Source organism: Persicobacter psychrovividus (assembly GCF_036492425.1).
In the GTDB taxonomy this organism is placed as follows: domain Bacteria; phylum Bacteroidota; class Bacteroidia; order Cytophagales; family Cyclobacteriaceae; genus Persicobacter; species Persicobacter psychrovividus.
This window is the reverse complement of sequence record NZ_AP025292.1, coordinates 231,688-257,957: the sequence shown is the minus strand read 5'-3', so window position 1 is coordinate 257,957 and position 26,270 is coordinate 231,688. Positions and strand designations below refer to the sequence as shown.

Sequence of the window (26,270 nt, the reverse complement as noted above, 5' to 3'; positions counted from 1 at the left end):
CCAATAGGCACGCCTTTCCACAGCATTACAAAAAGTAAGGAACAGCCACTAAAACGTATGGATTTTCAAAAAAATAATTCAATATTTGCCCCATACTTTTTAACAATAGAATCAATATACCAATGAACATTCCAGCAGAACTAAAATACACCAAAGACCACGAGTGGATCCGCATCGAAGGCAACATCGCTACAGTAGGTATTACTGAGTTTGCTCAGAAAGAATTGGGGGACATCGTTTATGTAGAAGTTGAAACTGTAGACGAAGAAATCGAAGCAGGTGAGGTTTTCGGTACCGTTGAGGCAGTGAAAACTGTTTCAGATTTGTTCATGCCTATCAGCGGAACAATCACTGAATTTAACGACAGCCTGGAAAGTGAGCCTGAGCAGGTAAATGCAGATGCTTATGGTGCAGGATGGATGATCAAGATTGAAATGAGCGATGCTGCGCAGGTTGAAGAATTACTAACTGCCGAAGCATACGAAGAATTAGTAGGCTAATTCTTATAATTATAGCACTATTTAGGCCAAAGGGTAAGCAACTCTTTGGCCTTTTTGTTGTATAATTTAATAGCATCCCCCTTACTGAAGAGATATTTTACGCCATCATCTTCACAAAACACGACTTACCCTTTGATGCGACCAAAATACCGCAGCCTGCCTGTTATTTCCTGGCACCGGACTTAAAAAGCGACCATATGATTCTCCGATACCAATTCTTCACCATCGTCTGGATGATAATAATCCTATTCATGACCTTACTGCCATCCCAGTCATTACCACAGGGAGTCGATTGGTATATTTCCTTTGATAAATTTGCACACATCACCATCTTTGCCGTCCTCTCCTGGCTCATGACCCACGGATCACACAAACAGCACACCTTCCAGACCATGCGCAAATACCCCCGAGCATGGACCATCAGTTGCTGCATCTCCCTTGGGGTCATTATTGAAATCTTACAAACTACCGTAAGCAACCGCCAATTTGAGCTCTTGGACATTTTAGCCGATACTATCGGTGTTTTTATTGGGTTAGTCGTATTTTTTTTCGTCTATAATCGATGACTTCTTTTTGTTTTGCAAAATTTTTAATAAGTTTGAGGGACGACAACAACTTTTCTTATACATCCCTTTGACTAATTAAAAAGGAAGCTGATATGGAGATTAAAAAGAACCCTAGTAAGGATCTTACAAAAAAGTCCGGGCTGTTCTTTAACATTGGTCTTTGTATTTCGCTGGGTCTTTGTATTGCCGCTTTTGAATGGAAATCTTATGATGAGCAAGTGCTCACTAAGGCAGCCGTTGCAGAGGTGGATTTCGAAGAAGTAGCAGAAGTACCACAGACCCAACAGCCCCCTCCACCACCACCGAAAATCCAGGCACCTGTTATTGTAGAGGTACCGGATGAAGAGGTGATTGAGGATGACGTCGACGTCGATTTGGACGTTGAGGTTACTGAAGATACCCAAATTGAAGAAGCGGTATTTGAAGATGCTCCTGAGGAGGAAGAAGTAGAAGAAGTATTTACGATTGTAGAGGATCAGCCGGAATACCCAGGTGGTATGCCAGCTTTTTACAAATACATTGGTAAAAACATGAAGTATCCATCTCAAGCCCGTCGTATGGGTATCGAAGGAAAGGTATTCGTACAGTTCGTAGTAGGTAAAGATGGAAAAATCAGCGAAGTACAGGTAATTAAAGGTATCGGTGCTGGTTGTGATGAAGAAGCTAAACGCGTGATCGAAAGCTCTCCAAACTGGAAAGCCGGTAAGCAACGTGGTCGTGCCGTTAAGGTACGTATGATTCTTCCAATTACATTTAAATTGGGATAATCAAAATAAGACTTTTAGAAAAAGATCGCTTTTGGCGATCTTTTTTTTTGCCCAAAAACTTCTGTGCCCTCCTTCCATTAGAATACGACCACTCCTCAGACCAACAGAGAAGTGATCGAACAGGTCCCAAATCGCAAAATTTAATTTTTTATTAACTTATTTACTCAAAATTTAATTTTGGGCATATTATTTGTTTCAATATATCCTAAAGGAATTGGCCGATTCTATGGTTTAACAGAAACAATTAAAGCTTATGAAGCCCAAAAAGTCTCCTAAAAAAGATCTACGCCCAAAGCGGCAGTTATTTTTCATGATCGGCCTTTGCGTCAGCCTATTTTTATGTATTGTAGCCTTCGAGTGGAAAACCATGGAGGTCGTGAACGACTACCCTGTCGAAAACCCTCCAGAGCTGATGCAGGTAGTGGACATCCCTCCAACCGCTATCAAGCCACCAGAGCCCCCAAAAGTTCATAATCCAGTGCTTATCGCCATTCCTGACGATGTGGATATCGATCCAGACCTGCCCGATATCACCTTTATTGAGGAGGATGATCCCGTAGCGCCTGCTATTGAAGACCCCATCCCCGATGAAATCATCGATGTGGCACCTGTGGTTATTGCTGAAAAAATGCCTGAATTCCCTGGAGGCATCGCTGCCTTCTATCGTTGGGTTGGGAAATCCATGAAATACCCTCAACAGGCCAAACGGCAGCAAATCTCAGGTCGGGTGTTTGTACAATTTGTGATTGACAAAGATGGGAGCGTAAAAGAGGTGCAAGTGGTAAAAGGAGTTGGGGCAGGCTGTGACCTGGAGGCCATCAGGGTCATTAAAAACTCCCCAAAGTGGCATGCCGGAAAAAATAGGGGGCGCCCTGTAAAAGTCCGAATGATCCTCCCCATTACTTTTAAACTTCAATAAACCGATCTAAAAAAAGGGCTGACGATAAAGATCGACAGCCCCTTTTTCAATAGCATCCGCAATTTTTACAGAATATTCAAAGATTGCTCCTTAATTTTCTCCAGCTCTTCCTTCATCTGCACCACCAAACGCTGCAAAGCTGCATGGTTAGCTTTTGAACCCAATGTATTTATCTCACGACCAATCTCCTGAGAAATAAAACCCAGTTTTTTACCGTTGGAAGAAGATTTTGAACTGTTCAGCACCTCCATAAAATATTTCAGGTGGTTGGCCAAACGCACTTTTTCTTCATTGATATCATACTTTTCGAGGTAGAAAATAATCTCCTGCTCAAAGCGGTTTTTATCGTAATCGTCTTTTTGTGTCAATTCTTCCAAATTCTGACGCAAGCGATTTTTTACCGTATCTATACGCTCATCTTCATATTGATCTACCTGCGCAAGCAACTGATCAATCGTCTCAATATAGCTTGTCAGCTTTTCCGCAAGTACCTCGCCTTCCTTCAGGCGGAAAGCATCACAGTCGGCAAGCGCGCGGTTAAGGGTCTCTATCACCAACTTCACGTCCTCCTCAGAACCCGTGTCTTCACGGTCGTTCACCATCACTTCAGGCATTTGTAATACCAGCTTCAACAGCTCAGCAGTATCGGCACCCGCATTTTCAGCCAGGCCTTTCAATTGCGTGAAATAAGTCGAAAACAACCCCTCATTGATCTGAACTTTCGGTTTGGCATCGCCCTTACGGGAAAAATCAATCGTAACGGCCAACTTCCCACGTTCCAGGCAATTCCCGATGATATTCCTTACCTCAATCTCACGATCGCTTAAAGTCTTCGGCAACTTCAAGTTAACATCCAAAAACTTTGAGTTCAGCGTTCTAATTTCCACCTGAACGCTTAACGTCTCGCTTTCATGGGTACAAGAACCGTAGCCCGTCATTGATTTTATCATAGCCATAATGTTTAATAAAACACTAAAGTAAAAAAAACCTGCAATATTTCATTTTTTTCTCCCGAAGGACGAAATTCAAATTTAACTTAGCGTAAATTTCCCAGACAAACCATTTATTTAGCCAAAGCCCCAATTCATGGAAATGCTCACCATTTTGGACCTATTCGAAAAAGCGGTACACGCCCATGCCGAGCAGCCGCTATTTTGGCAGTGGCAGCAGGGGGTTTACAGCCCCATTTCTTACCAGCAGGTGAGCGAACAGGTGCATCAGCAAGCCAACGGCTGGCAGCATTTTGGTTTGGAAGCGGGGCAAAAAGTAGCCCTGTGGCTTGAATCAGCGCCAATTTGGGCCATCACGGAACTGTCTATTTGGTATGCAGGTGGGGTAGTGGTACCTATCAATCTGAAGATTAGCACCGACACCCTCCTTTGGCAAATCCACCATGCGGAATGCAGCCACCTGATCATCGAGCGGCATCAGCTCCCCCTTATTCTTGCGCACAAATCCGCACTCCCCGAGGGGCTCACCATCTGGATAAATGAGGAGACCGAAAAAAATGAACAAGAAAATATTCATTCGCTCAATGAGCTCGTCCATTTTGGTCGTCAGGTACCGATGATGCCCACCCAGAAAATCGCCAATCTGATTTTCACCTCCGGCACCATGTCAGACCCCCGCGCGGTAATCCTGACCCACCATAACATCCGCACAAATATTATTCAGATTCAGCAAACCATTCCCATCCCTACAAGAGCGCGGACTTTCATGCTCCTACCGATGGATCATGCCTTTGCGCATACCGTAGGCCTGTATTGCGTGATCGCACAAGGAGGGAGCATTGGCTTTCCGCCTACTGGGAAATCGATGATGGAAATGCTGCGCATGATCCCGGAGATTTTGCAGTCTTTTGAGCCAGATTTCTTACTGATGGTTCCTGCCCTGATCAAAAGCCTGAAAGCCTATATTGAGCGTGGCGTTCGGGCAATGGGCGAGGAATTTGAACAGGAGTACCGCAAGGCACTAACGCTGGCTTACCGAAAAAACCGCATGGGCAACAAATTTGGCTTTCGGCACAAGGTACGCGCCATGATGCTCAAGCATGCTGTTTTACGGAAAATCAAAGAAAAGCTCTTTCCAAATATGAAATTCATGGTTTCTGGTGGAGCGCACCTCAACCCCAACGTCATTTCCTATTTCAGTGCTTTTGGCCTGCCTGTTTATCAAGGGTACGGACTTACCGAGGCGGCTCCCGTAGTTGCGACCAACAACCGTAACCACCATAAAATAGGCTCGGTAGGGCGCCCGCTGCCAAATATACGCCTCATGATTACCAACGAAGCGGGGGAGGAATTACCTGCCGATCAAATGGGGGAGATTCTCGTAAATGGGGAAAATGTGACCGAAGGGTATTTCAATAACCCCAAAGCAACCGCCGACACCATTCAGGGTAAATGGCTGCATACGGGCGACCTGGGCAAGATCGACCAAGAGGGCTACCTGCATGTTATGGGAAGATTTAAAAGCCTGTTGATCTCTGCAGACGGCGAGAAATACCCTCCAGAAATTATTGAAACAGAACTGGAAGAAAAATGCCCATACATTGACAGTGTTTGCATTTATAACAACCAGTCGAGGTTTACCCTTGCCCTGATTGTCCCCAATATGCGGCAAATTCAAGCGGCGCTGAAAGCCATCCCAAAAAATCAGCATACCACAACAGCCCTGCGGCTTATTGAAGACGAACTGAAACAGTTCAGAAAGGAAAGTCCGATTGCGGCAAAATGGACACCCGTGCGCTTCAGAATCCTCGACGAAGCCTTCAGCCTGCAAAATGGAGAGCTGAATCACAATTTTAAAATGGTTCGCCCAAAGATTCATCAGCACTACGAAAGGGACATTGAAACCATTTACAGAAAAAACTGGCAAAACCTCGACGACCCAAACAATTTGGAGAAAATGACGCTTTTACTAAAATAAGCGAAAAATTTTCTCCTTGACTATCAACGCCTTCAAAAGAAAGATTCAAAAAAGGAGGGACAGGATTTGATTATATCGATTTCATTCCTACCTTTGCATCCGCTTAAACATACAAGGAAATGGTTGCGTAGCTCAACTGGATAGAGCATCTGCCTTCTAAGCAGACGGTTCGGGGTTCGAGTCCCTGCGCGATCACACCTTTCGGTCTAGTAGCTCAACTGGATAGAGCACCTGCCTTCTAAGCAGGCGGTTCGGGGTTCGAGTCCCTGCTGGATCACGAATGTTTAAGCATAAAAGCCTTTCTTCTTGAAAGGCTTTTTTTATGCCCAAAAATTGCCGCAGCAATTACTCCTCTTCGGAGATCTTCCCCTGATCGACCCTAAAAACCTTCACCTGCGCCATACCCGCAACCAGCGATTTGGTACGCTCGGGTCGGGCATCGGTAATGAAAATCTGTCCGAAACGCCCATCAGCCACCAACGACAGCAAGTGGTGCATCCGTTGATCGTCAAGCTTGTCAAAAATATCATCCAGCAACAAAATCGGCTTAAATCCCTTTTGCTCCTGCAACACATCAAACTGCGCAAGCTTCAATGCGATAACAAACGACTTCTGCTGCCCCTGACTACCGAAACGCTTGACCGCATGCCCGTCAATGGAAAACTTCAAATCATCACGATGCACCCCAAGGGTCGTCCTGCCAAGTATCAGATCCTTTTGAACCGCAGACCGAAAGCGGTCGCCAAATCCCTCAGTAAGCACCTCGGAGCGGTAATTTAACGCCACCGCTTCCCTTCCTCCTGAAAGTTCACGGTAATGCGCCTGAAACAAAGGCTCGAAATACGCCACAAAAACCTGCCGACGCTCCGCAATTGCCTGCCCTTTCTGCAACAACGCATGATCGTAGGTTGCCAAAAGGTCTTCATCTATGCGCCCAACAGGCTGACACTGTCTCAAAAGTGCATTTCGCTGCTTGAGCAAGTTACTGTAATTCATCAGCGCCTGAAGGTAATGCTGATCCAGCTGGCAAATGATGGTGTCAAAAAAACGTCGCCGTTCCTCGCTCCCTTCACGGATCAAATCGGTATCATGCGGCGCCATCAGCACCACTGGAAAGCGCCCAATGTGGTCTGAAAGTCGATCATAAGCAACCTGATCGCATTTAAGCACCTTTTTTGCCCCCGCCTGCAAACCGCACAAAACCTTATGCTTCCGCACCTCAAGATCAAAACTCCCCATAACGCTGAAAAAACCACTTTGGTGCTTAATGCTTTGCTGGTCATGTCCCGCAAAGGCGCTTTTTACCAACGATAAATAATGAATAGCATCCAACATATTGGTCTTTCCGCTTCCATTTTCACCCACGAGGCAATTAATTTGCGGCGAACAGACCATATGTGCCTCCTCGTAATTTTTGAAATTGAGCAATTGGATATTTGAAAGAAACATAACTTAATGTGTTGAATACGGCGTATTTTTATTATTTTCGCCCACTACAAACCTATTAACTACAAATGTTTTCTGCAAATCAAGCTTAAGACAACAATAAACCATAAAACAAATATGTCAAACCAATCTGTAAAAGCGGGAGATAAAGCCACAGAAGGTCGTTTCTCCAAAGAGACTTACATGTGGTGGTATGAGAAAATGCTCTACATGAGACGTTTTGAGGAAATGAGTGGCCGAGTATATGGACAGCAAAAAATCGCAGGATTTTGCCACCTATACATCGGGCAGGAAGCTTGTGCGGCAGGTGCTGTTTCGGCACTAAAAGAAGGAGACAAATACATCACTGCATACCGTGACCACGCTCACCCGATTGCTTTGGGTTCTGACCCTAAGCGTATCATGGCGGAGATGTACGGTAAAGCTACTGGCCTTTCTAAAGGTAAAGGTGGTTCAATGCACATTTTCGATGTAGAGAAAGGATTTTACGGAGGACATGGTATCGTTGGTGGACAAATTCCATTGGGTACTGGTTTGGCCTTCGCAGAAAAATATAAAGGCACAGACAACCTTTGTATCGCGTATATGGGGGATGGTGCGGCCCGTCAGGGTGCCGTTCACGAAGCATTCAACATGGCCATGACCGCCAAGTTGCCGATCATTTTTGTGATTGAGAACAACGGTTATGCGATGGGTACTTCGGTTCAGCGTACTTCCAACGTCGTTGAGCTATACAAATTGGGTGAGTCATACGACATGCCATCTCGTCCTGTGGACGGAATGAGTGTTGAGGAAGTTCACATTGCCGTAGAAGAGGCTGCTGAGCACATCCGTGCGGGCAAAGGTCCTGTTTTGTTGGAAATGAGAACCTACCGTTACAAAGGCCACTCGATGTCTGATCCTGCAAAATATCGTACGAAAGAGGAGGTTGAAAGCTACAAGCAAAAAGACCCTGTACAGCAGATCAAGGCGACACTTCTTGAGAAGGGCTATGCTACCGAGGAAGAATTGAAAGCTTTGGACAAAGAAATCAAAGAAGAAGTAAAAGAATGTGTTAAATTTGCGGAGGAGTCACCTTACCCTGACCCAAAAGAAATTTACACAGATGTGTATTCGCAAGAGGATTATCCTTTTGTTAGAGAATAATCGGTGGGGGCTGCTATTTTAATATCCATAAATTTTGGTTATTATTGCACCCTAAAAATTTTTTCAAATGGCAAATAATAAGAAAAAACAGGAAACTGAAAAGTACGCTGGTCAAGAGTTGTTAGAGAATCCAGAAGCTTTGGCTGACCGCCTGAGTAAATCAGAGCGATTTCTGGAAGAAAATAAAGTTCCATTCATCGGTGGTGCAATTGCATTAATCGTTATTGTTGGTTTATTCTTCTTCTTTCAACACCATAACTCTCAAAAGGATTTAACTGCACAGGCAGAGATGTTCCAGGCTCAATATTATTTTGAACAGGACAGCCTCAACCTCGCACTTAATGGTGACGGCAATAGCTATGGCTTTCTTAAAATTGCCGATGAGTATGGAAGCACAAAAGCCGGAAAATTGGCGACATATTATACTGGTGTAATTTACTTGCGTCAGGGAAAATATGATGAAGCAATCAATGAGCTGAATGATTTCAACCCATCTGATTTGCTGATCCAAGCTCGTGCTTATGCATTGGTAGGTGATTGCTACATGCAAAAGAAAAATTTTGGGGAGGCATTATCGAACTACGAGAAAGCAGCCAACTACAACGAAAACAAACATTTCTCACCAATGTACTTGTTGAAAGCGGCCGTTGCTGCTGAGCAAGCCAACAAATTGGAGTCGGCGAAAGCTAACCTTGAGAAAATCGTTAACGATTACAGTGATGCTAACGAGTACCAGGAAGCACGCAAGCAATTAGCTCGTGTGAACGGTATGATCAAGTAATAAGCATCTTTTCAGATACTCCGAAGAAGGGCAAACTCATCAGGTTTGCCCTTTTTTTATGCGCATTAACAGGGGAGCGGAAACAGATCAAAAAATAAATTGTATTTTTGATTAAGCACCCCTTCGGGGCGCGCAAATATAACATTGGGAAGCAAAAACAAACACAAGCATTGCTTTGCGCTGTTTTTGCAACATTTTGTTATGATCGATTTACATAATAATTGCAAATCGATGAAAATTGATATTAAATATTCATATACCTTTAGAGTGTAATACCCATGGCAACTGCTTTAAAAAATTTGAGTGAGTATTCAGATAAAAATTTATCTGATGTAAGTGGAAAAACTTTCGCTATTGTCGTTTCCGAATGGAACGAAGAAGTAACCGAAGCTTTGTACAATGGCGCCAAAGAAACCCTGTTAATCAACGGTGTTTCCGAAGCGAAAATCATCCGTAAAAATGTTCCTGGAAGCTACGAGCTTTCCCTTGGAGCACAATGGATGGCCCAACGCCCAGATGTGGATGCAGTCATTTGCCTTGGCTGTGTTATTCAGGGAGAAACCCGCCATTTCGATTTCATTAATCAGGCAGTGGCAATCGGTGTTACAGAAGTAAGCTTAAAATACAATAAACCCGTTATTTTCGGTGTTCTGACGCCCGACACACAAGAGCAGGCATTGGACAGAGCAGGAGGAAAGCACGGCAATAAAGGCGACGAGGCAGCAATCACAGCAATTAAAATGTTGGGATTCTAAATACAGCAAAAGGTAGTGCGTAAGCACTGCCTTCTTTCCAGATTTCTGCCGGTCGGATGGTTTAAAAAATTAGAACAACAGAATTCATGCAGATTTTTAAATTTGGAGGAACTTCCGTCGGAAGACCGGAACGCATGCACCAAGTGGCAGAACTTGTACAGTCGGGTCAGGAACGTAAAATTGTCGTACTCTCGGCACTTTCAGGCACCACCAACTCCCTCGTTGCAATTGGCAATGCTTTGTTTGCCAAAGACAACGCCCTTGCACGCACCCTGATAGAGGAGCTTTTCGAGCACTACCTTGACTTTTATACCGAGCTGGTAGAAAGTACCGAAGCACAGGCCAAGGCACTGAAAATCATCGAGACCCACTTTTCTTTCATCAGATCCCTGCCTGGTCACTTTTTCAACAACCGCTTGAATAAAGAATTATTGGCGCAAGGCGAGCTGATGTCCACAAAGCTGTTCACCACCTATCTTCATGAGCAAGGCGTGAAAGCCCAGTTGCTTCCTGCACTTGATTTTATGCTGATCAATGATGAGCAGGAGCCAGACATTGCTTTCTCTTCGGCAAAACTCACCGAACTACTTTCTACTTATGAAGACACCAAGCTCTTCATTACCCAAGGCTATATTTGCCGGGATCATGAAGGGGAAGTCAGCAACCTCAGCCGTGGTGGCTCAGACTATACCGCTACCCTTATCGGTGCGGCAGTTAAAGCAGAAGAGGTTCAGATTTGGACCGATATCGACGGCCTGCATAACAACGACCCCCGAGTAGTAGAGAACACCTTTCCGATTCCCGAATTAAGCTTTGATGAAGCCTCTGAGCTCGCTTATTTCGGCGCAAAAATCCTGCACCCGACCTCCATTATTCCGTCACAGCGATTCAATATTCCTGTCCGACTGAAAAACACCATGGAGCCACAAGCGGCAGGAACACTGATCAATGCAAAATTTACCGCTACAGGCGCTGTAAAGGCCGTAGCAGCAAAAGATGGCATCACGGCCATCAAAATACGCTCCAACAGAATGGTGCTCGCTTATGGTTTCCTTCGTCGGATTTTCGAGGTTTTTGAAAAACACAAAACACCAATCGACATGATTACCACCTCTGAAGTGGCCGTGTCGCTGACCATCGAAAACACCGATAAACTCGAGGAAATCACCAAAGAGCTTTCCCTGTTCGGGCAAGTACAGGTCGATACCGACCAATCCATCATTTGTGTTGTGGGGGATTTCGGTGAGGAAAAAGTAGGGATTGCCACTAAAGTGCTCGACGCATTGGTCGATACACCAATTCGGATGATCTCCTATGGAGGAAGCGACTACAACATCTCTTTGCTCGTTAATTCCAACCATAAAACAGACACCCTGGTCAAACTGAATAATTTCCTTTTCTAAGCGTGAGTTTAAAATTTTAAACTCACAATGAAAGCTTAGCGTATGGCTGAAGTGATGATGGATTGTTTTGAGGAAATAGCACCGCTGTTATTGAATCGAAATTTAAAATCAATTTCAATCATCTGAATCTCCAGTAAGATGCCCATTTTTCAATTCGCCCAAAAGGAACTTTAAAAATACAACGCCACAAAGCCACCTCTCCCAAGGTGGCTTTGTCATTTATCAACACCACATTGATCATATATTGATCAAACAAAACGGGATTGTTGTCATTTTTCCCTCATTCAATGCGCTTTAGGCTAAAAGTAGCATGATTTTTTATATACGTAATTATCGAATATAAGCGGAATGTGTTAAATTGCGTTTAGAACAAGTCTAAATTAGTCCATAAATCCAATCATGAATATTGCCGATTTAAAGCTGGGTCAGAAAGCCGTCGTTACAGGATTTTCAGACGAAGAACTCTCATTACGATTATTAGATATGGGATGCCTTCCAGGAGAAGAAGTAACGCTATGTTGTAAGGCACCTTTGGGTGACCCGATCGCAATTGATGTCGCTGGCTCAAGAGTTTCCTTGCGAATCCGTGAAGCCTCCACTGTGATGATTGAAAAAATAAATAATTAAGTGCCAGACAACACTCTAAAGGTTGCCCTTATCGGTAACCCAAACGCTGGAAAAACCTCCCTTTTCAATCATCTTACAGGGCTGAATCAAAAGGTAGGGAATTTCCCAGGAGTTACTGTTGACAAAAAAACAGGACTCTGCACAAAAATCAAGTCCCGCAAAGTTCAAATTATCGACTTTCCTGGCACGTACAGTATTTATCCAAGATCCTTGGATGAACAGGTGTTTTTTACTGAAGTCAGTAATACCGAAAGCGAAAGCTATCCTGACGTTGCCATCGTGGTTATTGATGCCGCACACCTCAAACGTAATTTATTACTCTTCACCCAAATTAAAGATATTGGCCTGCCGATCGTCATTGGCATGACCATGCTCGATGTACTGAAAGACAAGCAGGAAAATATTGACCTCGATGAACTTTCAAAGTCTTTGGGCGCTCCCATATTCCCGATCAATGGGCGAAATGGCGAAGGGGTAAATGCCCTGACGGATTTTATCTCGACTTACGAATATGCCGAGCCGGAACCCTTCCTGCCAATGGAAGAGTATATTCACGACGAACTCTTCCACCGCCTGGAGGCTGCATTTCCTGATCAACGCCCCTATCGCATTTATCAGATGATGCAACAAACCGATACCTACACTGGTATTGGCCCCGAAGACCGGGAAATTGTGGAAGAAATTAAGCAAAACTCCCATTTCAATGGACCAAAGCTACAAGCCAAGGAAACCATTGCTCGCTACAAGTTGCTCGATGCCATTCTGAAAAAAGTGGAAAAAGGCGGCCGGAAATTTACGGAAGACAAAAGCTTTTCCTCCACTTTGGATAAATTCCTGGTACACCCCATCTTTGGCTATGCCTTCTTCGTCGCCATCCTGTTCTTCATGTTTCAGGCCATCTACTCCTGGGCGAGTATCCCGATGGACTATATCGATGCCATGTTTGGCGCTTTGGGCGAATGGGCACACCACACCATACCGGCAGGGCCACTAAACTCCCTGATCAGCGACGGTATCATTCCGGGTATTGGTGGGATCGTGATTTTCGTCCCTCAGATCGCCATCCTGTTTGCCTTCATTGCCATGCTTGAGGAAACGGGCTATATGGCCAGGGTAGTGTTCCTTACCGACCGTATTATGCGGGTATTTGGGCTGAATGGAAAAAGTATTGTACCGCTGATTTCTGGTGTCGCCTGTGCGATTCCAGCCATTATGGCTGCCAGAAATATTGAAAACTGGAAAGAAAGGTTAATTACCATATTGATCTCCCCACTGATGAGTTGCTCGGCACGCTTGCCGGTTTATGCTATTCTGATAGCCCTCGTTATCCCCGACCGGGAAATACTGGGCTTCATGAACCTTCAGGGCTTAGTATTGATGGCGCTTTATATGGGAGGGTTTATTTTGGCACTGATCGTTGCTTTGATCATGAACCAGCTGATAAAATCACCTCAGCGACCGTTCCTGATCATGGAATTGCCTTCCTTCCGTATGCCGAGATGGAAGAATGTCAGTCTGACGATCTTCGAGAAATCGAAGACTTTCATCTTCTCCGCAGGTAAAATTATCTTCGTAATTTCTATTGTATTGTGGGCACTGGCCAGCTATGGCCCCAGCAACGAGATGGATCAGGCGGAGGCCCTGGTATCACAAAACCACCCTGGTCTGAACCAGGATCAACATGAAAACATGGTGGCTTCTTACCGTTTGGAGCACTCCTATGCTGGGCATTTGGGTAAAGTAATTGAGCCGGTCATCGCTCCATTGGGTTATGACTGGAAAATCGGAATTGCACTGATCACCTCCTTTGCTGCAAGGGAAGTGTTTGTAGGCTCTATCTCGACAATTTACAGCGTGGGCTCCAACGATTCAGGCGACAATCCGCAGTCGATTAAAGACCGGCTGGCTTCGGAAATTAACCCTAAAACGGGCTTACCCGTCTTCACCCTTGCAAGTGGTTTATCTTTGCTGATTTATTATGCCATTGCCATGCAGTGTATGAGTACGCTTGCCATTGTCAAGCGGGAAACCAACTCCTGGAAATGGCCTATGATTCAACTTTGCTACCTCACGGGAATGGCTTATGTTTTTTCCCTGATCGTCTATCAGGTATTGTCATAAGGGTTGAAAAGTAATTATAAAGAAAGGCTATCACTTAACGGTGATAGCCTTTTTGTTTTGTGAACCAACTGCATTTTACCCCTCAGACAACCGCCAGATCAATGGCTTCCTGTTCATGTCGTGCCTGCTGAATTTCATGCAATTTAATGGCGTTATGAATCCCCAAACACGGAATGTAAACTTCGCTGGCCATAAATGTAGCCGCCTGAAGTAACTGGCTTCTCATTTGTTCCAGTGGCTGAAGCGCCTTCTCGATCTGGTCAATCAGTTCCACTTTAGCTGCTATTTCAGAAACATCCACCTGCTGCGGGATAATCTCCTCATGCTCGATGGCTTTCTGTAAAGACTCACGGACAAAAGAAACGGTGCCTTCCGACTTTTTGGGCAAAGAACACCGCTGGTTTTTCCGCAGGAGGCTGTTCAGTAAATTGATATTATCCTGAATGGGCTGAAGGGCCTCAAAAAGCTGTTGACTTGAATTTTCGGTAATGGGGGATTGGGGGCTCATAAAAATAGTGATTTTGGGTTACAGAAAGAGGCTGTAAGACAGCGTTTTGTAAGGTAACAAAATATATCAAAATCACTGAATGACAATAGGTTACACCAACGTAATATTTGCGGCAAAAATCATCATTTATATCTTTTCATTCGTTATTGCCACCCCAAGCACAATCGTCATCATACCCATATAATGGCCTGTCAGAATTTCCTCACCATCCATTACGCCCCAAAATAGCGCAAAAACAGGAATTAAGTAGGTCACCAGACTTGCAAACACAGGGCCTGCCTGCTGCACGAGCCGGTTAAATGCGATCAAAGCCAGTGACGTACCGATAAACCCTAAAATCAATAAATAACCTAAAGCAGCATAGGCCTGATCTTCCAATAACAGTCGCTGAGAAAAATCAGATACCTGAAATAAATAAACCCCAACGAAAGGGACCATCATCCCGAGGGAAACACTGGTAATTTCAAGCGGCTTCAGCCCCCCTAAAAAGTGTTTCACCAAATTGGCATTCACCCCATAGCAGACGGTGGCAATCAGAACAAATATGGCATAAAAGTTCAGGTTGAAGAAACTCCCGCCAGCATCTGCAAGCAGTAGAATGACCGTTCCACCAAAGGCGACACAGAGTCCAAAAACAATCCGTTTGGTAAAATCTTTCAGGTCGAAAAACAGTGTGCCGATCATCAGTACAAAAATAGGCGTCAGGGCATTCATGATCCCCGTTACAGCACTGCTGAGTTGTGTTTCTGCCAAGGCAAACAAGCAGGCAGGCAGCAAACTCCCGAGGAAACCCGAGAAAAACAGCGGAAGTACATTCCTGCGGTTGATTCGCCTGAAGGCCTGATAACCCACTGGCAAAAGAAACATTCCTGCAGACAAAATCCTGATTGCTCCCACCTGTGGTGCAGTAAAAACCTCCAGGCCTCGCTTCATCAGGATAAAAGAACTTCCCCATACAAACGACAGGATGATCAACATGACCCAGTTTGAGGTAACACCTTGCTTCAGGTAAGCAAAGACTCTTTCCATAGTATAAAAATAAGGGTTGATATGGGCAAAAAAAAGGAAGCCTTGATGCATCAATAGCTTCCTTTTTTTTAACAAGATAAGGGATTATACGGGTTCAGGCAAACTTAAAGAAGCCTGCACCTCTTCGAGTACTTCAAATAATTCGTTAGGATCAAGGCTTTCCACCAACTTCATTCGGTAAGGCTTGAAATTGGCCACACCACGGAAATAGTTCGTGTAATGGCGGCGCATTTCCAAAATCCCCTGACGTTCGCCCTTCCATTCCAGGGAAAGCTCTAAATGGCGTTTGGCAGTTCTCACACGCTCTTCCATTGTTGGGGGAGCAAGTTTTTCTCCTGTTTTCATGAAATGCTTAATCTCATTGAAAATCCAAGGGTAGCCAATCGCTGCGCGGCCAATCATGGCGCCATCAAGGCCATAGGTATTTTTGTATTCCAGTGCTTTTTCTGGAGAATCGATATCACCATTCCCGAAAATTGGAATATGAATATCGGGGTGGTTTTTCACCTCTGCAATAGGGTTCCAGTCGGCCACTCCTTTGTACATCTGCTGGCGGGTACGGCCGTGGATGGTCAGGGCAGAGATCCCCACATCCTGCAAACGTTTCGCTACTTCAATAATCTGAATAGTGGTAGAATCCCAGCCGAGGCGGGTTTTTACAGTCACGGGCTTTTGCACCTGCTTCACGATTTCCTCCGTCATGCGCTGCATTTTCGGGATATCCTTCAAAATACCCGCACCCGCGCCTTTGCCTGCCACCTTCTTCACTGGGCAACCGTAATTGATGTCGATCAGCTCAGGGTTGGCCTCTTCAGCAATCGCTGCAGCCTCACGCATTGATTCAATCTTATCTCCAAAAATCTGAATACCAATCGGGCGTTCCTCATCATAAATATCCAGTTTTTGGCGACTCTTAGCGGCATCACGAATCAGTCCTTCTGCAGAGATGAACTCCGTGTACATCATATCAGCGCCATTTTCTTTACATACTGCGCGGAATGGAGGATCACTGACATCTTCCATAGGCGCCAGCAATAATGGATATTCGCCTAATTCTACCTCACCAATTTTTACCATAGCGTTATTCATTTAGGCCACGTGCTCATTTGCATCGTCGCATATGTTTTATCTTTATAAAATCTTTGCTCAAGTTGTTTTTCAATCCAACTCCCTGATTGTCAATCATCAAAAAACGCGCCCAAAGCATAGACTATCAACATTTTACGCGTTTAAAGGGTTTTGACTTACAAAGTTAAAGCATAGATGGCCACAAAAAAAGCCCTCTGAGTGTAAATATCAGTTAAAATGCCTGTTCCGTTCTGTTTTTGTTAGGATTCCCACCGATTTTTTTTGGTTTTTAATGATCCAATCCGTTAGATTGTTTGTTACAACCCTTTAGTATTAAAACCTAACCAAATAATAATGCTTACCGAAACGACTGTAAACGCACTGCACCAACGTATTTCTGACGAAGCCAATGCACGATCCATCTGTATGGCTTATCAAAACTGGTGTGAAAAAAATGGCTACCCGAATACCAAATTATTCTGCCAGCAGCTGGCCAATGACCATTGGGCAAACCATAACGACCTGGTAGAATACTTGCAGGAGTGTGGCCACCATTCCCATACGCCCAATGTAAATCCGCAGCCTGAAGACATTAAGAATTTCCACCACCTGATGGACCTGCTCGTTATTATGAGTCAGAAGCATTTGCAGGCGCTGAATGATACCGTTCAGACTTGCTGGCAACAGAACGATTATGATACGATGCCTTTCCTCAATACACGGATCAGTAAGGAGATCAGTCGGCACAAGCGCCTTTCTACCTGGAAAAAACAACTACGGGGTCTACCTCAATCTGGCGAAGGAATACTGATCTTCGACCAATCAATAAAATAAGATGTGATTTTAGAATTAATCCAACGGTTTAAACCACAGAAATATTTACCTTTGACTGTATTTTTTTACAATAAAAAAGACAGTCATGGAGCATTCTGAAAAAGCATACGAAACCAAAAATCTTCAAAGAGCCACTATTGTGCGTGATATTTTGGAAGAACGCGGCATTCCTGCTTTCCTGATGGACAAAAAAGATTTGGCCTACGGTATATTTGGCAGTTACCAAATTTTGGTGGAGCGCGATGACCTGCTCCGTGCACAACAAATTATCACAAACGATATTCGGTTTGACTAAACTTAGTAATTTAACACAAAGAGTCATCACAGGCCTGATCGGCATTGCGGTGTTTATTGGTGCAATATTTTACGGCACATACAGCTATTTTGCGCTTTTTTTCATCATTGCCATTTTAGCGCAATTGGAATTTTACAAACTTATAAAAGCAGATAAACTACGGCCAATACAATGGATCGGGCTGCTGCTTGGTGGGGGAATAAACCTGATCACCTATATGCATTTTGAGCAGCAGTGGCCGTTAGGAAGCTACCTGTTACTGATGCCACTTGTAGGCTTGATCTATTTCACCAAACTATACCAGACACCCGAAAACAGGCCGTTTAACAGTATTGCGCAAACCTTTATGGGCATTGTTTATGTTGCGCTGCCATTTTCGCTTTTGCATGTTTGTACGTTTTCTGGCGGAGCATACAACCCACAAATCATTATGGGGATGTTGCTTTTATTATGGGCAAGTGATTCAGGAGCCTATTTTACTGGGGTAAAATTCGGAAAACATAAGCTTTTTGAACGGATTTCACCTAAAAAAACATGGGAAGGATTCTTCGGAGGCGCCGCCCTTTCAATCCTCGTATCAGTGGTATTATCCCATTTCTGGACAACCCTTCCGCTTTACGAGTGGTTAGGACTATCAGTTATCATCATTGTGGCGGGCAGTTACGGGGACCTTGTCGAATCGCTCTTCAAAAGAAGTATTGCCATTAAAGATTCAGCATCAACTTTGCCAGGACACGGCGGTTTTCTGGATCGTTTTGACGGCCTGTTGCTGTCGATCCCATTTTTAGTGGCATTTTTTGAACTTGTTAGGATATTCGTAAAATAGCAAGTTTTTTAACTTCTTATATTGAGGATTTAATAATTTTTCTAAATTAGCAGTCACTTATACAAACGACAATTTTTCAATATAAGGAATATGGCTTACATCGAACCAGCACCAATTAAGGATCACGAGAATCCATTCGAGTCTATGATGTCCCGTTTTAATGTTGCGGCAGAAAAACTGGGATTGGAAGATGAGGTTTATAACGTTCTGAAGTCACCAGATAAACAAGTATTAGTTTCCCTGCCGATCACCATGGACGATGGTTCCATTGAGGTCTTTGAAGGTTATCGCGTTATTCACTCCAACATCCTGGGGCCCTCAAAAGGGGGCGTACGCTATGATATGGGCGTAAATCTTGACGAGGTAAAAGCCTTGGCAGCCTGGATGACCTGGAAGTGTGCCGTAGTGGATATCCCATACGGAGGTGCCAAAGGTGGAATTAAATGCGACCCGCGCAAGATGTCGGCAGGAGAAATCGAACGACTTACCCGCGCGTACACCAATGCGATGGCAGAAGTTTTTGGCCCCGACCGCGATATCCCTGCTCCTGATATGGGTACAGGACCACGAGAAATGGCGTGGATGATGGACCAGTATTCCCGCAACAAAGGAATGACGGTCAATGCAGTGGTTACAGGTAAGCCCATCACCCTGGGCGGAAGCCTTGGCCGTGCCGAAGCCACCGGACGTGGCGTAATGATCTCTTGTCTGTGTGCGATGGAGAAGTTGGAGATTAACCCCTATAAAGCATCAGTAGCCGTTCAGGGCTTTGGTAATGTGGGTTCATTTGCCGCCCTGCTCCTACAGGAAAGAGGCTCAAAAGTCGTGGCTATTTCAGACATTTCTGGTGCTTATTATAACGAAGAAGGCATTAACATTCAAGAGGCTATTGACTATCGTGACAATAACGAACGCACGCTTGAAGGCTATAAAGGAGCCCAAAAAATGGACAACCCTGAAGAGCTCATGTTCCTCGACGTTGATGTGTTGATTCCTGCTGCCAAAGAGGATGTCATCACTCCTTCCAATGCCGATAAAATCAAAGCAAAATTAATTGTAGAAGGCGCTAATGGCCCTACAATGGCTGCTGCCGATGATATCATCAATAAAAAAGGCATCATGGTTGTCCCTGATATTTTGGCCAATGCAGGTGGGGTAACCGTTTCCTATTTTGAGTGGGTACAAAACCGTTTGGGGTATAAATGGACCCGTGAGCGAGTGAACCGACGTGCCGACCGCACGATCCGTGCCGCCTTCGAAAATGTTTACAACAAGTCTCTCCGCCACGATGTACCGATGCGAATTGCAGCCTATATTGTTGCGGTGAGTAAAATTGATAAAGCCTACCGATATCGCGGAGGATTTTAATAGAATATTTGCTTTTTTAAATCAAGCAGAGGCAAGCAATAGTAATTTATTGCTTGCTTTTTTTTACCTTTGTTCTTTTACAGCGGAAAACCGCCATTAAACGGACATTCTTAGAATTTAATATGACGATACATAAAGAAGGCAGAACTTATTTAACTATTCTGCTCCTTATATTAGTCGCGATCAATGCTGGCATCATTTTCTATTTAGAGCAGCATATTTTAGCACAGCGCATCAGTCAGATCGTAAGTGTTATTTTCTTCTTATTAAACTTACAGTTTTTCCGAATGCCGAAGCGTCGTTTGAACGTGGAAGACGGGCAAGTTATTGCTCCAGCAGATGGGAAAGTAGTGGTGATTGAAGAGGTAATAGAAAATGAGTACTTCAAGGAAAAGCGTCAGCAGATTTCCATCTTTATGTCGCCACTGAATGTTCATAACAACCGTGCGCCAATCAAAGGGATTGTATCATTTTACAAGTATCATGCAGGTAAATACCTGGTAGCATGGCACCCAAAAGCAAGTTCAGAGAATGAGCGTACAACGATGGTCCTGAAGAATGAATCAGGAACAGAAGTGTTGGTTCGCCAGATTGCCGGGGCAATGGCTCGCCGAATCAAATGCTATGCGAAGGTGGGTAAACCTTACAGTGCAGGGCAGGAATATGGCTTTATTAAATTTGGTTCTCGGGTAGATGTATTTTTACCGATAGGCACCAAAGTGAAGGTCAATCTGAACCAAAAAACAAAAGGAGGCAAGACGATCATTGCTGAGCTTCCTTCAGAAGATTAATTAAACATCATTACATAGATGAATGAAAGCTCTTTTTGCTATTTTGATGCAGAAAGAGCTTTTTTATTTCAACCCAGAAGCAGGACCGCTAATCATCAACAACATGAATAAACCATCAAAGAAAGGTGTACTGATTGTCAATCTTGGTACTCCTGACAGCCCCTCAACACCTGATGTCAGAAAATATTTAAGGGAATTCCTTTCAGATAAAAGGGTGATCGATATTAACCCTATAGGCCGGTGGATGCTCGTCAATCTGATTATTGCACCTTTCCGTGCACCAAAATCAGCAAAGGTCTATCAGCAGCTATGGGAAGACCGAGGCTCTCCACTGATGTTTTACGGCCTGGATGTTCAGCAAGCACTTAGCGAGGCGCTCGGCACCACCTACGAAGTGGCCTTGGGGATGCGATATCAGCAGCCAAGTATAGCCTCGGCACTGGATCAGCTGATGGCCAAAAATGTATCGGAAATTTTAGTGATTCCACTGTTTCCACAATACGCATCAGCGACTACGGGTTCAGTGGCTGACAAAGTGATGGAGATTGTTAAGGATTGGCAGGTAATTCCAACCATTAAGTTTGTCGAGCAGTTTCTCGAAGAGCCACTATTCATACAAACCATTGCAGAGCAGGCTCAGCCGCTAATGGAAAAAACCGATTACGATCATTTCCTTTTCAGCTTTCATGGTATTCCAGAACGGCAAATCAAGAAGGCCTCATGTGACGGCTACTGTCAGCTTGGCAAATGTTGCGATACCTACCACGCCAAAAACCGATATTGCTACCGTGCACAGTGCTTCCATACCGCACGCCTTGTAGCACAGGCGCTTCAAATTCCTGAGGAGAAATTCAGTGTAGCCTTCCAGTCACGGCTTGGAAAAGACCCATGGATTCAGCCTTACGCAGACCAAATGCTGAAAGAAATGCCCGCGAAAGGCTATAAAAAAGTGTTGGCATTTTCGCCAAGCTTTATCGCTGACTGCCTGGAAACCACTGTTGAGGTTGGCGATGAATTCAAAGAAGAATTTTTGGAAGCTGGAGGAGAACAATGGGATTTGGTACCAAGCCTGAATGCGCACCCCACCTGGGTAAAATGCCTCGAAGAGATGGTGCATAAGCATTTGGACTGATCGTTTTACAGAGGCCCTGCGGATGCGCCCCTGTGTAGCCGAACCTCTAAATTTGATCATGGTTTGGGCTGACATTGGATCAGCCTGTAATATCAGCAAGCTTTAAGGCGCGAAAAAGACCCCTTTCCAATAACCGATCGGTCGCCCCTTTTATTTGGTCGCAGCATTTTACTGCGACCAATAGTACGCTTGCAAAATGTGCCGATGGCTACAGTATGCCCATTAGCTGCTCAATCACATAATTGGCCTCTTCAATGGTATTGTATTTACCAAATGAAAAACGAATGCTTGGCTGATCAGAAGGCACACCGATAGCAGTCAATACATGAGAGCCCGTCAGTGCTCCAGCAGAACAGGCACTACCTCCTGAAGCAGAAATACCTTTCAGGTCAAGGCTGAACAATAGCATCCCAGCATCCTTGGTGGAAGGCAAGCAAACATTCAACACGCCATAAAGACTTTGGTCAAGAGCTCCAGATTGCCCATTGAAAGTAACGCCATCCATTTTTTGCTGCAGTGCATTAATCATGTGGCTTTTTAGCTGTTCCGCATGTGCTCGGTCTTGTGCCATGTCGTGATGCGCAAGACTCAACGCTTCCGCCAGTCCTACGATGCTGGCGACATTTTCCGTACCGCCACGCATTCCGCGCTCCTGGCCACCACCCTGAATAAATGGCCCAATCTTTTGATCTTTTTTGATATAAAGTACGCCAACACCCTTGGGGCCATTAAATTTATGTGCTGATGCGGCAAGAAAATCAATATTACTTTCCTGCAGGTTGAAGGGGTAGTGCCCGACCGTCTGAACAGCATCCGTATGAAATTTCGCACCATGTTCCTTACACAAGTGGCCTACTTTTTCAATGTCGAGCAAATTCCCAACTTCGTTATTGCCGTGCATCAATGTTACCAGTGCTGAAGTTCCATAGCTTTTCAATAACTCCTGCAGATGATCCATATCTACAGCGCCATGTTCTTTCAGCTTCACAAAATGGCAGCTAATCAGCCCTTCTTGCTCCAGTTCTTCGACGGTGTGCAACACCGCATGGTGCTCAATAGCAGTAGTGATGATGTGCTTTAATCCGTAAGCCTTCACGGCGCCCTTAATGGCCGTATTATCAGATTCTGTCCCGCCCGAAGTAAAAATAATTTCAGAAGGTGCCGCACCAAGCAGCTTCGCCACCACCTTTCGGGCACGCTCAACTGCCGAACGACTTTCTCGGCCGTGGGCATGCATGGAGTTAGGGTTACCGAAATGGTCCCTGAGGAAGGGGATCATGGCCTCAAAAACAGCGGGAGCAACAGGGGTTGTTGCTGCATTATCAAAATATACTTTCATATCGTTTTAGGATCGTGTATTCAACGGAAAAATGGAAGGTTTTCTCAAATATAAAAAAAACCGCACAGCCTGATTGCCGTGCGGTTGATATTTTATTGGAAAGCCTGCTGTACGGGCTTTTAATTTTCGTCTGTAATAATCTCGCGGATATCGGAGATAATTTTGTTGGCCAAATGGTCTGCAGTAGCCAATGATGGCGACTCGGAATAAATACGGATGATCGGCTCAGTATTTGACTTGCGCAGGTGAACCCACTCTTGGTCAAAATCAATCTTCACCCCGTCAATAGTATTTACTGGATGCTTCTTATATTTATCAGCGATTTTCTCCAAAATCAAGTCAACATCCACATCGGGTGTCAGTTCAATCTTATTCTTAGAGATGAAATAGCTTGGATAAGTAGAACGCAAGAAGGAGATCGACTTACCAAATTTTGCCAAATGGCTCAAGAATAAAGCAATTCCTACCAATGCATCGCGTCCGTAATGTAATTCAGGGTAAATTACACCCCCATTACCTTCACCACCAATAATAGCATTTTGAGCTTTCATTTCCGTAACCACGTTCACCTCGCCTACGGCTGCTGAAGTGTACTGACCTCCCAGCTTTTCGGTAACATCACGCAATGCACGAGTTGAAGACAGGTTGGAAACAGTATTTCCTCCACCTGTAGCTTTCAATACGTAATCGGCAATGGCCACCAAAGTATATTCTTCACCAAAAGATTCGCCGTCTTCTTTCATGAAAACCAAACGGTCAACATCTGGATCAACGACAATACCTAAATCAAAAGCACCGCTCTGTAATTCCTGAGAGAACTGGCGTAAGTTTTCTGGCAATGGCTCTGGGTTGTGCGGGAAATGCCCCGTAGGCTCACAGTAAAATTCCTTTACCTGATCCACACCCAATGCAGCCAACAACTTTGGCAATGCAATACCACCTGTTGAGTTTACACAGTCGATCGCAATTCTGAAGTTTGCGGCCTTAATGGCCTCCACATCAACCAATGGCAAATCCAATACCATCTCAATATGCTTCTCGATGTAACCTTCCGCCTTGCTGTAAGCCCCTAAATGGTGAACTTCAGCAAATTCAAAAGCTTCCTTTTCGGCAATTTCCAAAACTTCGGCACCATTTTCCGCAGTGATAAACTCTCCCTTGTCGTTCAACAATTTAAGAGCATTCCACTGTAGTGGGTTATGGCTTGCAGTAAGGATAATTCCTCCACCAGCTTTTTCCAAAGTCACTGCAATCTCTACCGTAGGGGTAGTAGACAGGCCTAAATCGACCACATCAATCCCTAATCCCTGCAAAGTAGCTACTACCAAATTCGATACCATCTCTCCTGAGATACGGGCATCACGGCCAATCACGATGCGTGGATTGTCAGTGGTATTTTTTACCCAAGTACCAAATGCAGCAGCGAATTTTACCACATCCACAGGTGTTAAAGACTCACCAGCCTTACCGCCGATAGTCCCTCTAATACCTGAAATTGATTTTATCAGTGTCATCTATAATTCTAATGATTCGCGCAAAAATAATAAAAAAGGAGTTATTCCCTCTTGAAAAGGCAATAAATAAACGGGTTAATATGCAAAAATATACAACTTATGTCTATTTCCCTGCCAACAGTTCATCCACTGACGGCGAAGCCCCTTTGTCTTTGCGGTTTTTACACTGGTCTGGTGTTTTTCCACAAAAGCCACATGGTTCTCCTGTTTTGTTCAAAAATGGGCTCTGAGAGGCACATGTCCCTCTAAACTGACCATCTTTTTTAAAGATCAATCTAACTGACATCAGTACAAAGAACGCAGCAAAGAATCCGATTACAATAAGATATGTTGCCATAATTTTAACTCGTTATTTTTATTACGTCTTCAAAGGTACGCAAAAGCATCAATAAATTGTTTTTTCACCTCTTTAATCTGATCATATAATGATAATAATAAGGGCTATATCGCCGATAAAATTATTTTTGTTCAAATAAAAATTCAAAAAAAAACATCAGCTGAATTCTCTCGTTTTTTAAGGTGCTATGATCAGAACAATCAATTGGTTAGTCTTTCTGTTTAGCGGCCTGATATACGGGTCGGTATTTATTTCTCCTGAACAATTCGAGCTCTCAGGAATTTTGGCCTTATGTATTCCTTTCACACTGATCACTAATTTTTTACTGGTTGCGATCTGCTGGCTGAAATCAAGAAAAATACAGTGGGCAGCATTGCTATCCGCTATCGCGGGTCTATATTTCATTCCGCAGCTCTGCCAATACCACCGCCTGTCGCCCCGTACCAGGGGAATACAGGTGCTCAGTTATAATACTCGACTGATGCGCAGCCCGAAAACCGAGGCAAACACCACAAAAAAATGGCAATATTCCGACCAACTGATCGAATGGATTGCGCAGGAGCCCTCACCAATCAAATGCTTTCAGGAATTTTATAGTGATGGCCGTTGGAAAAAGCTCAATGTAAGTAAAAAACTCAAGGTGAAGGGGTATCATACTTTTGTGCTCAACTACGATGAATATGCCGAAGATGATGAATACAGCAGGGGAATGGCTATATTTTCAAAGTTCCCAATTGTTCATCAGGGGCAAATAGATATTAATGAAGACCGACTGAATCAGGCGATCTTCGCCGACCTGCTTATCGGTACGCAGGACACCCTCCGAATCTACAATCTGCATTTGCATTCTATGGGCATCAATCAGGAACAAACCATTCGGGAGCCTTCAAAAATCTATGCAACGATCTTTAAAAAATTCAAGAATGGTCAGAAAGTGCGCAGTAAGCAGGCTCGGGAAATTCTGGAGCACATTCTCAGCAGTCCGCACCCTGTAATTGTCTGCGGAGATTTCAACGACCCGCCCATTTCCTATAATTATCAGCAATATTGCCGCCACCTGAACAATGCTTTTCAGTCGGCAGGAAATGGCTTTGGTTTTACCTTGCATGGGCCGCTGTTCTTCCTCAGGATTGATCAACAGTTTTACAGCCCCTCCCTTGGGGTTGAATATTTTGAAACGCTGAGAAAGGTCTCATTTTCAGATCACTTCCCGATACGGGGCAAGTACAGACTGCCAAATACCTCGAAAAAATAGCCTGTTGATCAATCA

At 44.3% G+C, this 26,270-nt stretch carries 26 protein-coding genes and 2 tRNA genes; 20 read left to right on the top strand and 8 right to left on the bottom strand.

From position 1 onward, the window contains the following. The first annotated feature begins 122 nt into the window (after positions 1 to 122). The 4 genes from gcvH to AABK40_RS01125 all read left to right on the top strand — a co-directional run bounded on the left by gcvH (position 123) and on the right by AABK40_RS01125 (position 2,752). Complete coding sequence (gene gcvH, locus AABK40_RS01140; RefSeq protein WP_332919843.1) at positions 123 to 500, top strand: glycine cleavage system protein GcvH; 378 nt, start codon at positions 123 to 125, stop codon at positions 498 to 500. A gap of 233 nt (positions 501 to 733) precedes the next feature. Continuing rightward, entirely contained in the window at positions 734 to 1,066 is a 333-nt protein-coding gene (locus AABK40_RS01135; RefSeq protein ID WP_332919844.1) for a VanZ family protein, read from the top strand. Positions 1,067 to 1,158: 92 nt separating this feature from the next. Beyond that, positions 1,159 to 1,833, top strand: coding sequence for an energy transducer TonB (locus tag AABK40_RS01130; protein ID WP_332919845.1), 675 nt, complete (start codon positions 1,159 to 1,161; stop codon positions 1,831 to 1,833). A gap of 253 nt (positions 1,834 to 2,086) precedes the next feature. Continuing rightward, complete coding sequence (locus AABK40_RS01125; protein WP_338397424.1) at positions 2,087 to 2,752, top strand: energy transducer TonB; 666 nt, start codon at positions 2,087 to 2,089, stop codon at positions 2,750 to 2,752. Between the two features lie 65 nt (positions 2,753 to 2,817). On the opposite strand, the gene AABK40_RS01120 is transcribed toward AABK40_RS01125, so the two are convergent. Beyond that, entirely contained in the window at positions 2,818 to 3,702 is an 885-nt protein-coding gene (locus tag AABK40_RS01120; RefSeq protein WP_332919847.1) for a YicC/YloC family endoribonuclease, read from the bottom strand. 136 nt (positions 3,703 to 3,838) lie between these two features. Here AABK40_RS01120 and AABK40_RS01115 point away from each other — a divergent pair, with 136 nt between their 5' ends. The 3 genes from AABK40_RS01115 (at position 3,839) to AABK40_RS01105 (ending at position 5,957) form a co-directional block, all read left to right on the top strand. Continuing rightward, positions 3,839 to 5,680, top strand: coding sequence for an AMP-dependent synthetase/ligase (locus tag AABK40_RS01115; protein WP_338397423.1), 1,842 nt, complete (start codon positions 3,839 to 3,841; stop codon positions 5,678 to 5,680). 121 nt (positions 5,681 to 5,801) lie between these two features. Continuing rightward, positions 5,802 to 5,875: transfer RNA gene (locus AABK40_RS01110), tRNA-Arg, on the top strand. 8 nt (positions 5,876 to 5,883) lie between these two features. Beyond that, positions 5,884 to 5,957 (top strand) — tRNA-Arg (locus AABK40_RS01105). Positions 5,958 to 6,025: 68 nt separating this feature from the next. Here the strand turns inward: AABK40_RS01105 and recF are convergent. Then, positions 6,026 to 7,129, bottom strand: coding sequence for a DNA replication/repair protein RecF (gene recF / locus AABK40_RS01100; RefSeq protein ID WP_338397422.1), 1,104 nt, complete (start codon positions 7,127 to 7,129; stop codon positions 6,026 to 6,028). 114 nt (positions 7,130 to 7,243) lie between these two features. On the opposite strand from recF, the gene pdhA reads away from it, so the two are divergent. The 6 genes from pdhA to feoB all read left to right on the top strand — a co-directional run bounded on the left by pdhA (position 7,244) and on the right by feoB (position 13,959). After that, positions 7,244 to 8,272 carry a pyruvate dehydrogenase (acetyl-transferring) E1 component subunit alpha gene (pdhA, locus tag AABK40_RS01095; protein WP_332919850.1) on the top strand — a complete coding sequence of 343 codons (1,029 nt, stop codon included), beginning with the start codon at positions 7,244 to 7,246 and terminating at the stop codon, positions 8,270 to 8,272. 67 nt (positions 8,273 to 8,339) lie between these two features. After that, positions 8,340 to 9,053, top strand: a complete 714-nt coding sequence (locus AABK40_RS01090) for a tetratricopeptide repeat protein (RefSeq protein ID WP_332919851.1) — start codon at positions 8,340 to 8,342, stop codon at positions 9,051 to 9,053. Positions 9,054 to 9,331: 278 nt separating this feature from the next. Further along, positions 9,332 to 9,808: a 6,7-dimethyl-8-ribityllumazine synthase gene (gene ribH, locus AABK40_RS01085; protein ID WP_332919852.1), complete on the top strand. Its 477-nt coding sequence runs from the start codon at positions 9,332 to 9,334 to the stop codon at positions 9,806 to 9,808. Positions 9,809 to 9,894: 86 nt separating this feature from the next. Continuing rightward, complete coding sequence (locus tag AABK40_RS01080; RefSeq protein ID WP_332919853.1) at positions 9,895 to 11,211, top strand: aspartate kinase; 1,317 nt, start codon at positions 9,895 to 9,897, stop codon at positions 11,209 to 11,211. Positions 11,212 to 11,610: 399 nt separating this feature from the next. Then, positions 11,611 to 11,838: a FeoA family protein gene (locus tag AABK40_RS01075; protein ID WP_332919854.1), complete on the top strand. Its 228-nt coding sequence runs from the start codon at positions 11,611 to 11,613 to the stop codon at positions 11,836 to 11,838. Beyond that, on the top strand, positions 11,839 to 13,959 hold the full coding sequence (gene feoB, locus AABK40_RS01070; protein WP_332919855.1) for a ferrous iron transport protein B: 2,121 nt from the start codon (positions 11,839 to 11,841) through the stop codon (positions 13,957 to 13,959). A gap of 82 nt (positions 13,960 to 14,041) precedes the next feature. Here feoB and AABK40_RS01065 read toward each other — a convergent pair whose 3' ends face one another. From AABK40_RS01065 to dusB, 3 genes are all read right to left on the bottom strand, one after another. Next, complete coding sequence (locus AABK40_RS01065; RefSeq protein WP_332919856.1) at positions 14,042 to 14,467, bottom strand: restriction endonuclease subunit S domain-containing protein; 426 nt, start codon at positions 14,465 to 14,467, stop codon at positions 14,042 to 14,044. A gap of 126 nt (positions 14,468 to 14,593) precedes the next feature. Continuing rightward, positions 14,594 to 15,496 (bottom strand): DMT family transporter, encoded by a 903-nt coding sequence (locus AABK40_RS01060; protein ID WP_338397420.1) that lies wholly within the window; start codon positions 15,494 to 15,496, stop codon positions 14,594 to 14,596. A gap of 84 nt (positions 15,497 to 15,580) precedes the next feature. Next, positions 15,581 to 16,573 (bottom strand): tRNA dihydrouridine synthase DusB, encoded by a 993-nt coding sequence (gene dusB / locus AABK40_RS01055; protein ID WP_338397419.1) that lies wholly within the window; start codon positions 16,571 to 16,573, stop codon positions 15,581 to 15,583. 345 nt (positions 16,574 to 16,918) lie between these two features. Here dusB and AABK40_RS01050 point away from each other — a divergent pair, with 345 nt between their 5' ends. The 6 genes from AABK40_RS01050 to hemH all read left to right on the top strand — a co-directional run bounded on the left by AABK40_RS01050 (position 16,919) and on the right by hemH (position 21,810). Beyond that, entirely contained in the window at positions 16,919 to 17,398 is a 480-nt protein-coding gene (locus AABK40_RS01050; RefSeq protein ID WP_332919859.1) for a ferritin-like domain-containing protein, read from the top strand. Between the two features lie 85 nt (positions 17,399 to 17,483). Further along, positions 17,484 to 17,693, top strand: a complete 210-nt coding sequence (locus tag AABK40_RS01045; RefSeq protein WP_332919860.1) for a putative signal transducing protein — start codon at positions 17,484 to 17,486, stop codon at positions 17,691 to 17,693. After that, on the top strand, positions 17,686 to 18,519 hold the full coding sequence (locus AABK40_RS01040) for a phosphatidate cytidylyltransferase (RefSeq protein ID WP_332919861.1): 834 nt from the start codon (positions 17,686 to 17,688) through the stop codon (positions 18,517 to 18,519). The genes AABK40_RS01045 and AABK40_RS01040 overlap by 8 nt, the downstream gene beginning before the upstream one ends. Positions 18,520 to 18,609: 90 nt before the next feature. Next, positions 18,610 to 19,887 (top strand): Glu/Leu/Phe/Val family dehydrogenase, encoded by a 1,278-nt coding sequence (locus AABK40_RS01035; protein WP_332919862.1) that lies wholly within the window; start codon positions 18,610 to 18,612, stop codon positions 19,885 to 19,887. A 122-nt stretch (positions 19,888 to 20,009) separates the two neighbouring features. Continuing rightward, a complete protein-coding gene (locus AABK40_RS01030) occupies positions 20,010 to 20,678 on the top strand; it encodes a phosphatidylserine decarboxylase family protein (RefSeq protein WP_332919863.1) in 669 nt (222 codons plus the stop codon). Positions 20,679 to 20,781: 103 nt separating this feature from the next. After that, positions 20,782 to 21,810 (top strand): ferrochelatase, encoded by a 1,029-nt coding sequence (gene hemH, locus AABK40_RS01025; protein WP_332919864.1) that lies wholly within the window; start codon positions 20,782 to 20,784, stop codon positions 21,808 to 21,810. A gap of 208 nt (positions 21,811 to 22,018) precedes the next feature. Here hemH and AABK40_RS01020 read toward each other — a convergent pair whose 3' ends face one another. The 3 genes from AABK40_RS01020 to AABK40_RS01010 all read right to left on the bottom strand — a co-directional run bounded on the left by AABK40_RS01020 (position 22,019) and on the right by AABK40_RS01010 (position 25,000). Beyond that, positions 22,019 to 23,149, bottom strand: coding sequence for a cysteine desulfurase family protein (locus AABK40_RS01020; RefSeq protein ID WP_332919865.1), 1,131 nt, complete (start codon positions 23,147 to 23,149; stop codon positions 22,019 to 22,021). Between the two features lie 119 nt (positions 23,150 to 23,268). Continuing rightward, entirely contained in the window at positions 23,269 to 24,663 is a 1,395-nt protein-coding gene (gene glmM, locus AABK40_RS01015; protein WP_332919866.1) for a phosphoglucosamine mutase, read from the bottom strand. Between the two features lie 103 nt (positions 24,664 to 24,766). After that, positions 24,767 to 25,000 carry a hypothetical protein gene (locus tag AABK40_RS01010; RefSeq protein WP_332919867.1) on the bottom strand — a complete coding sequence of 78 codons (234 nt, stop codon included), beginning with the start codon at positions 24,998 to 25,000 and terminating at the stop codon, positions 24,767 to 24,769. Between the two features lie 187 nt (positions 25,001 to 25,187). Between AABK40_RS01010 and AABK40_RS01005 the strand changes: the two genes are divergently transcribed. Further along, positions 25,188 to 26,255 carry an endonuclease/exonuclease/phosphatase family protein gene (locus AABK40_RS01005; RefSeq protein WP_338397418.1) on the top strand — a complete coding sequence of 356 codons (1,068 nt, stop codon included), beginning with the start codon at positions 25,188 to 25,190 and terminating at the stop codon, positions 26,253 to 26,255. Positions 26,256 to 26,270: the final 15 nt, after the last annotated feature.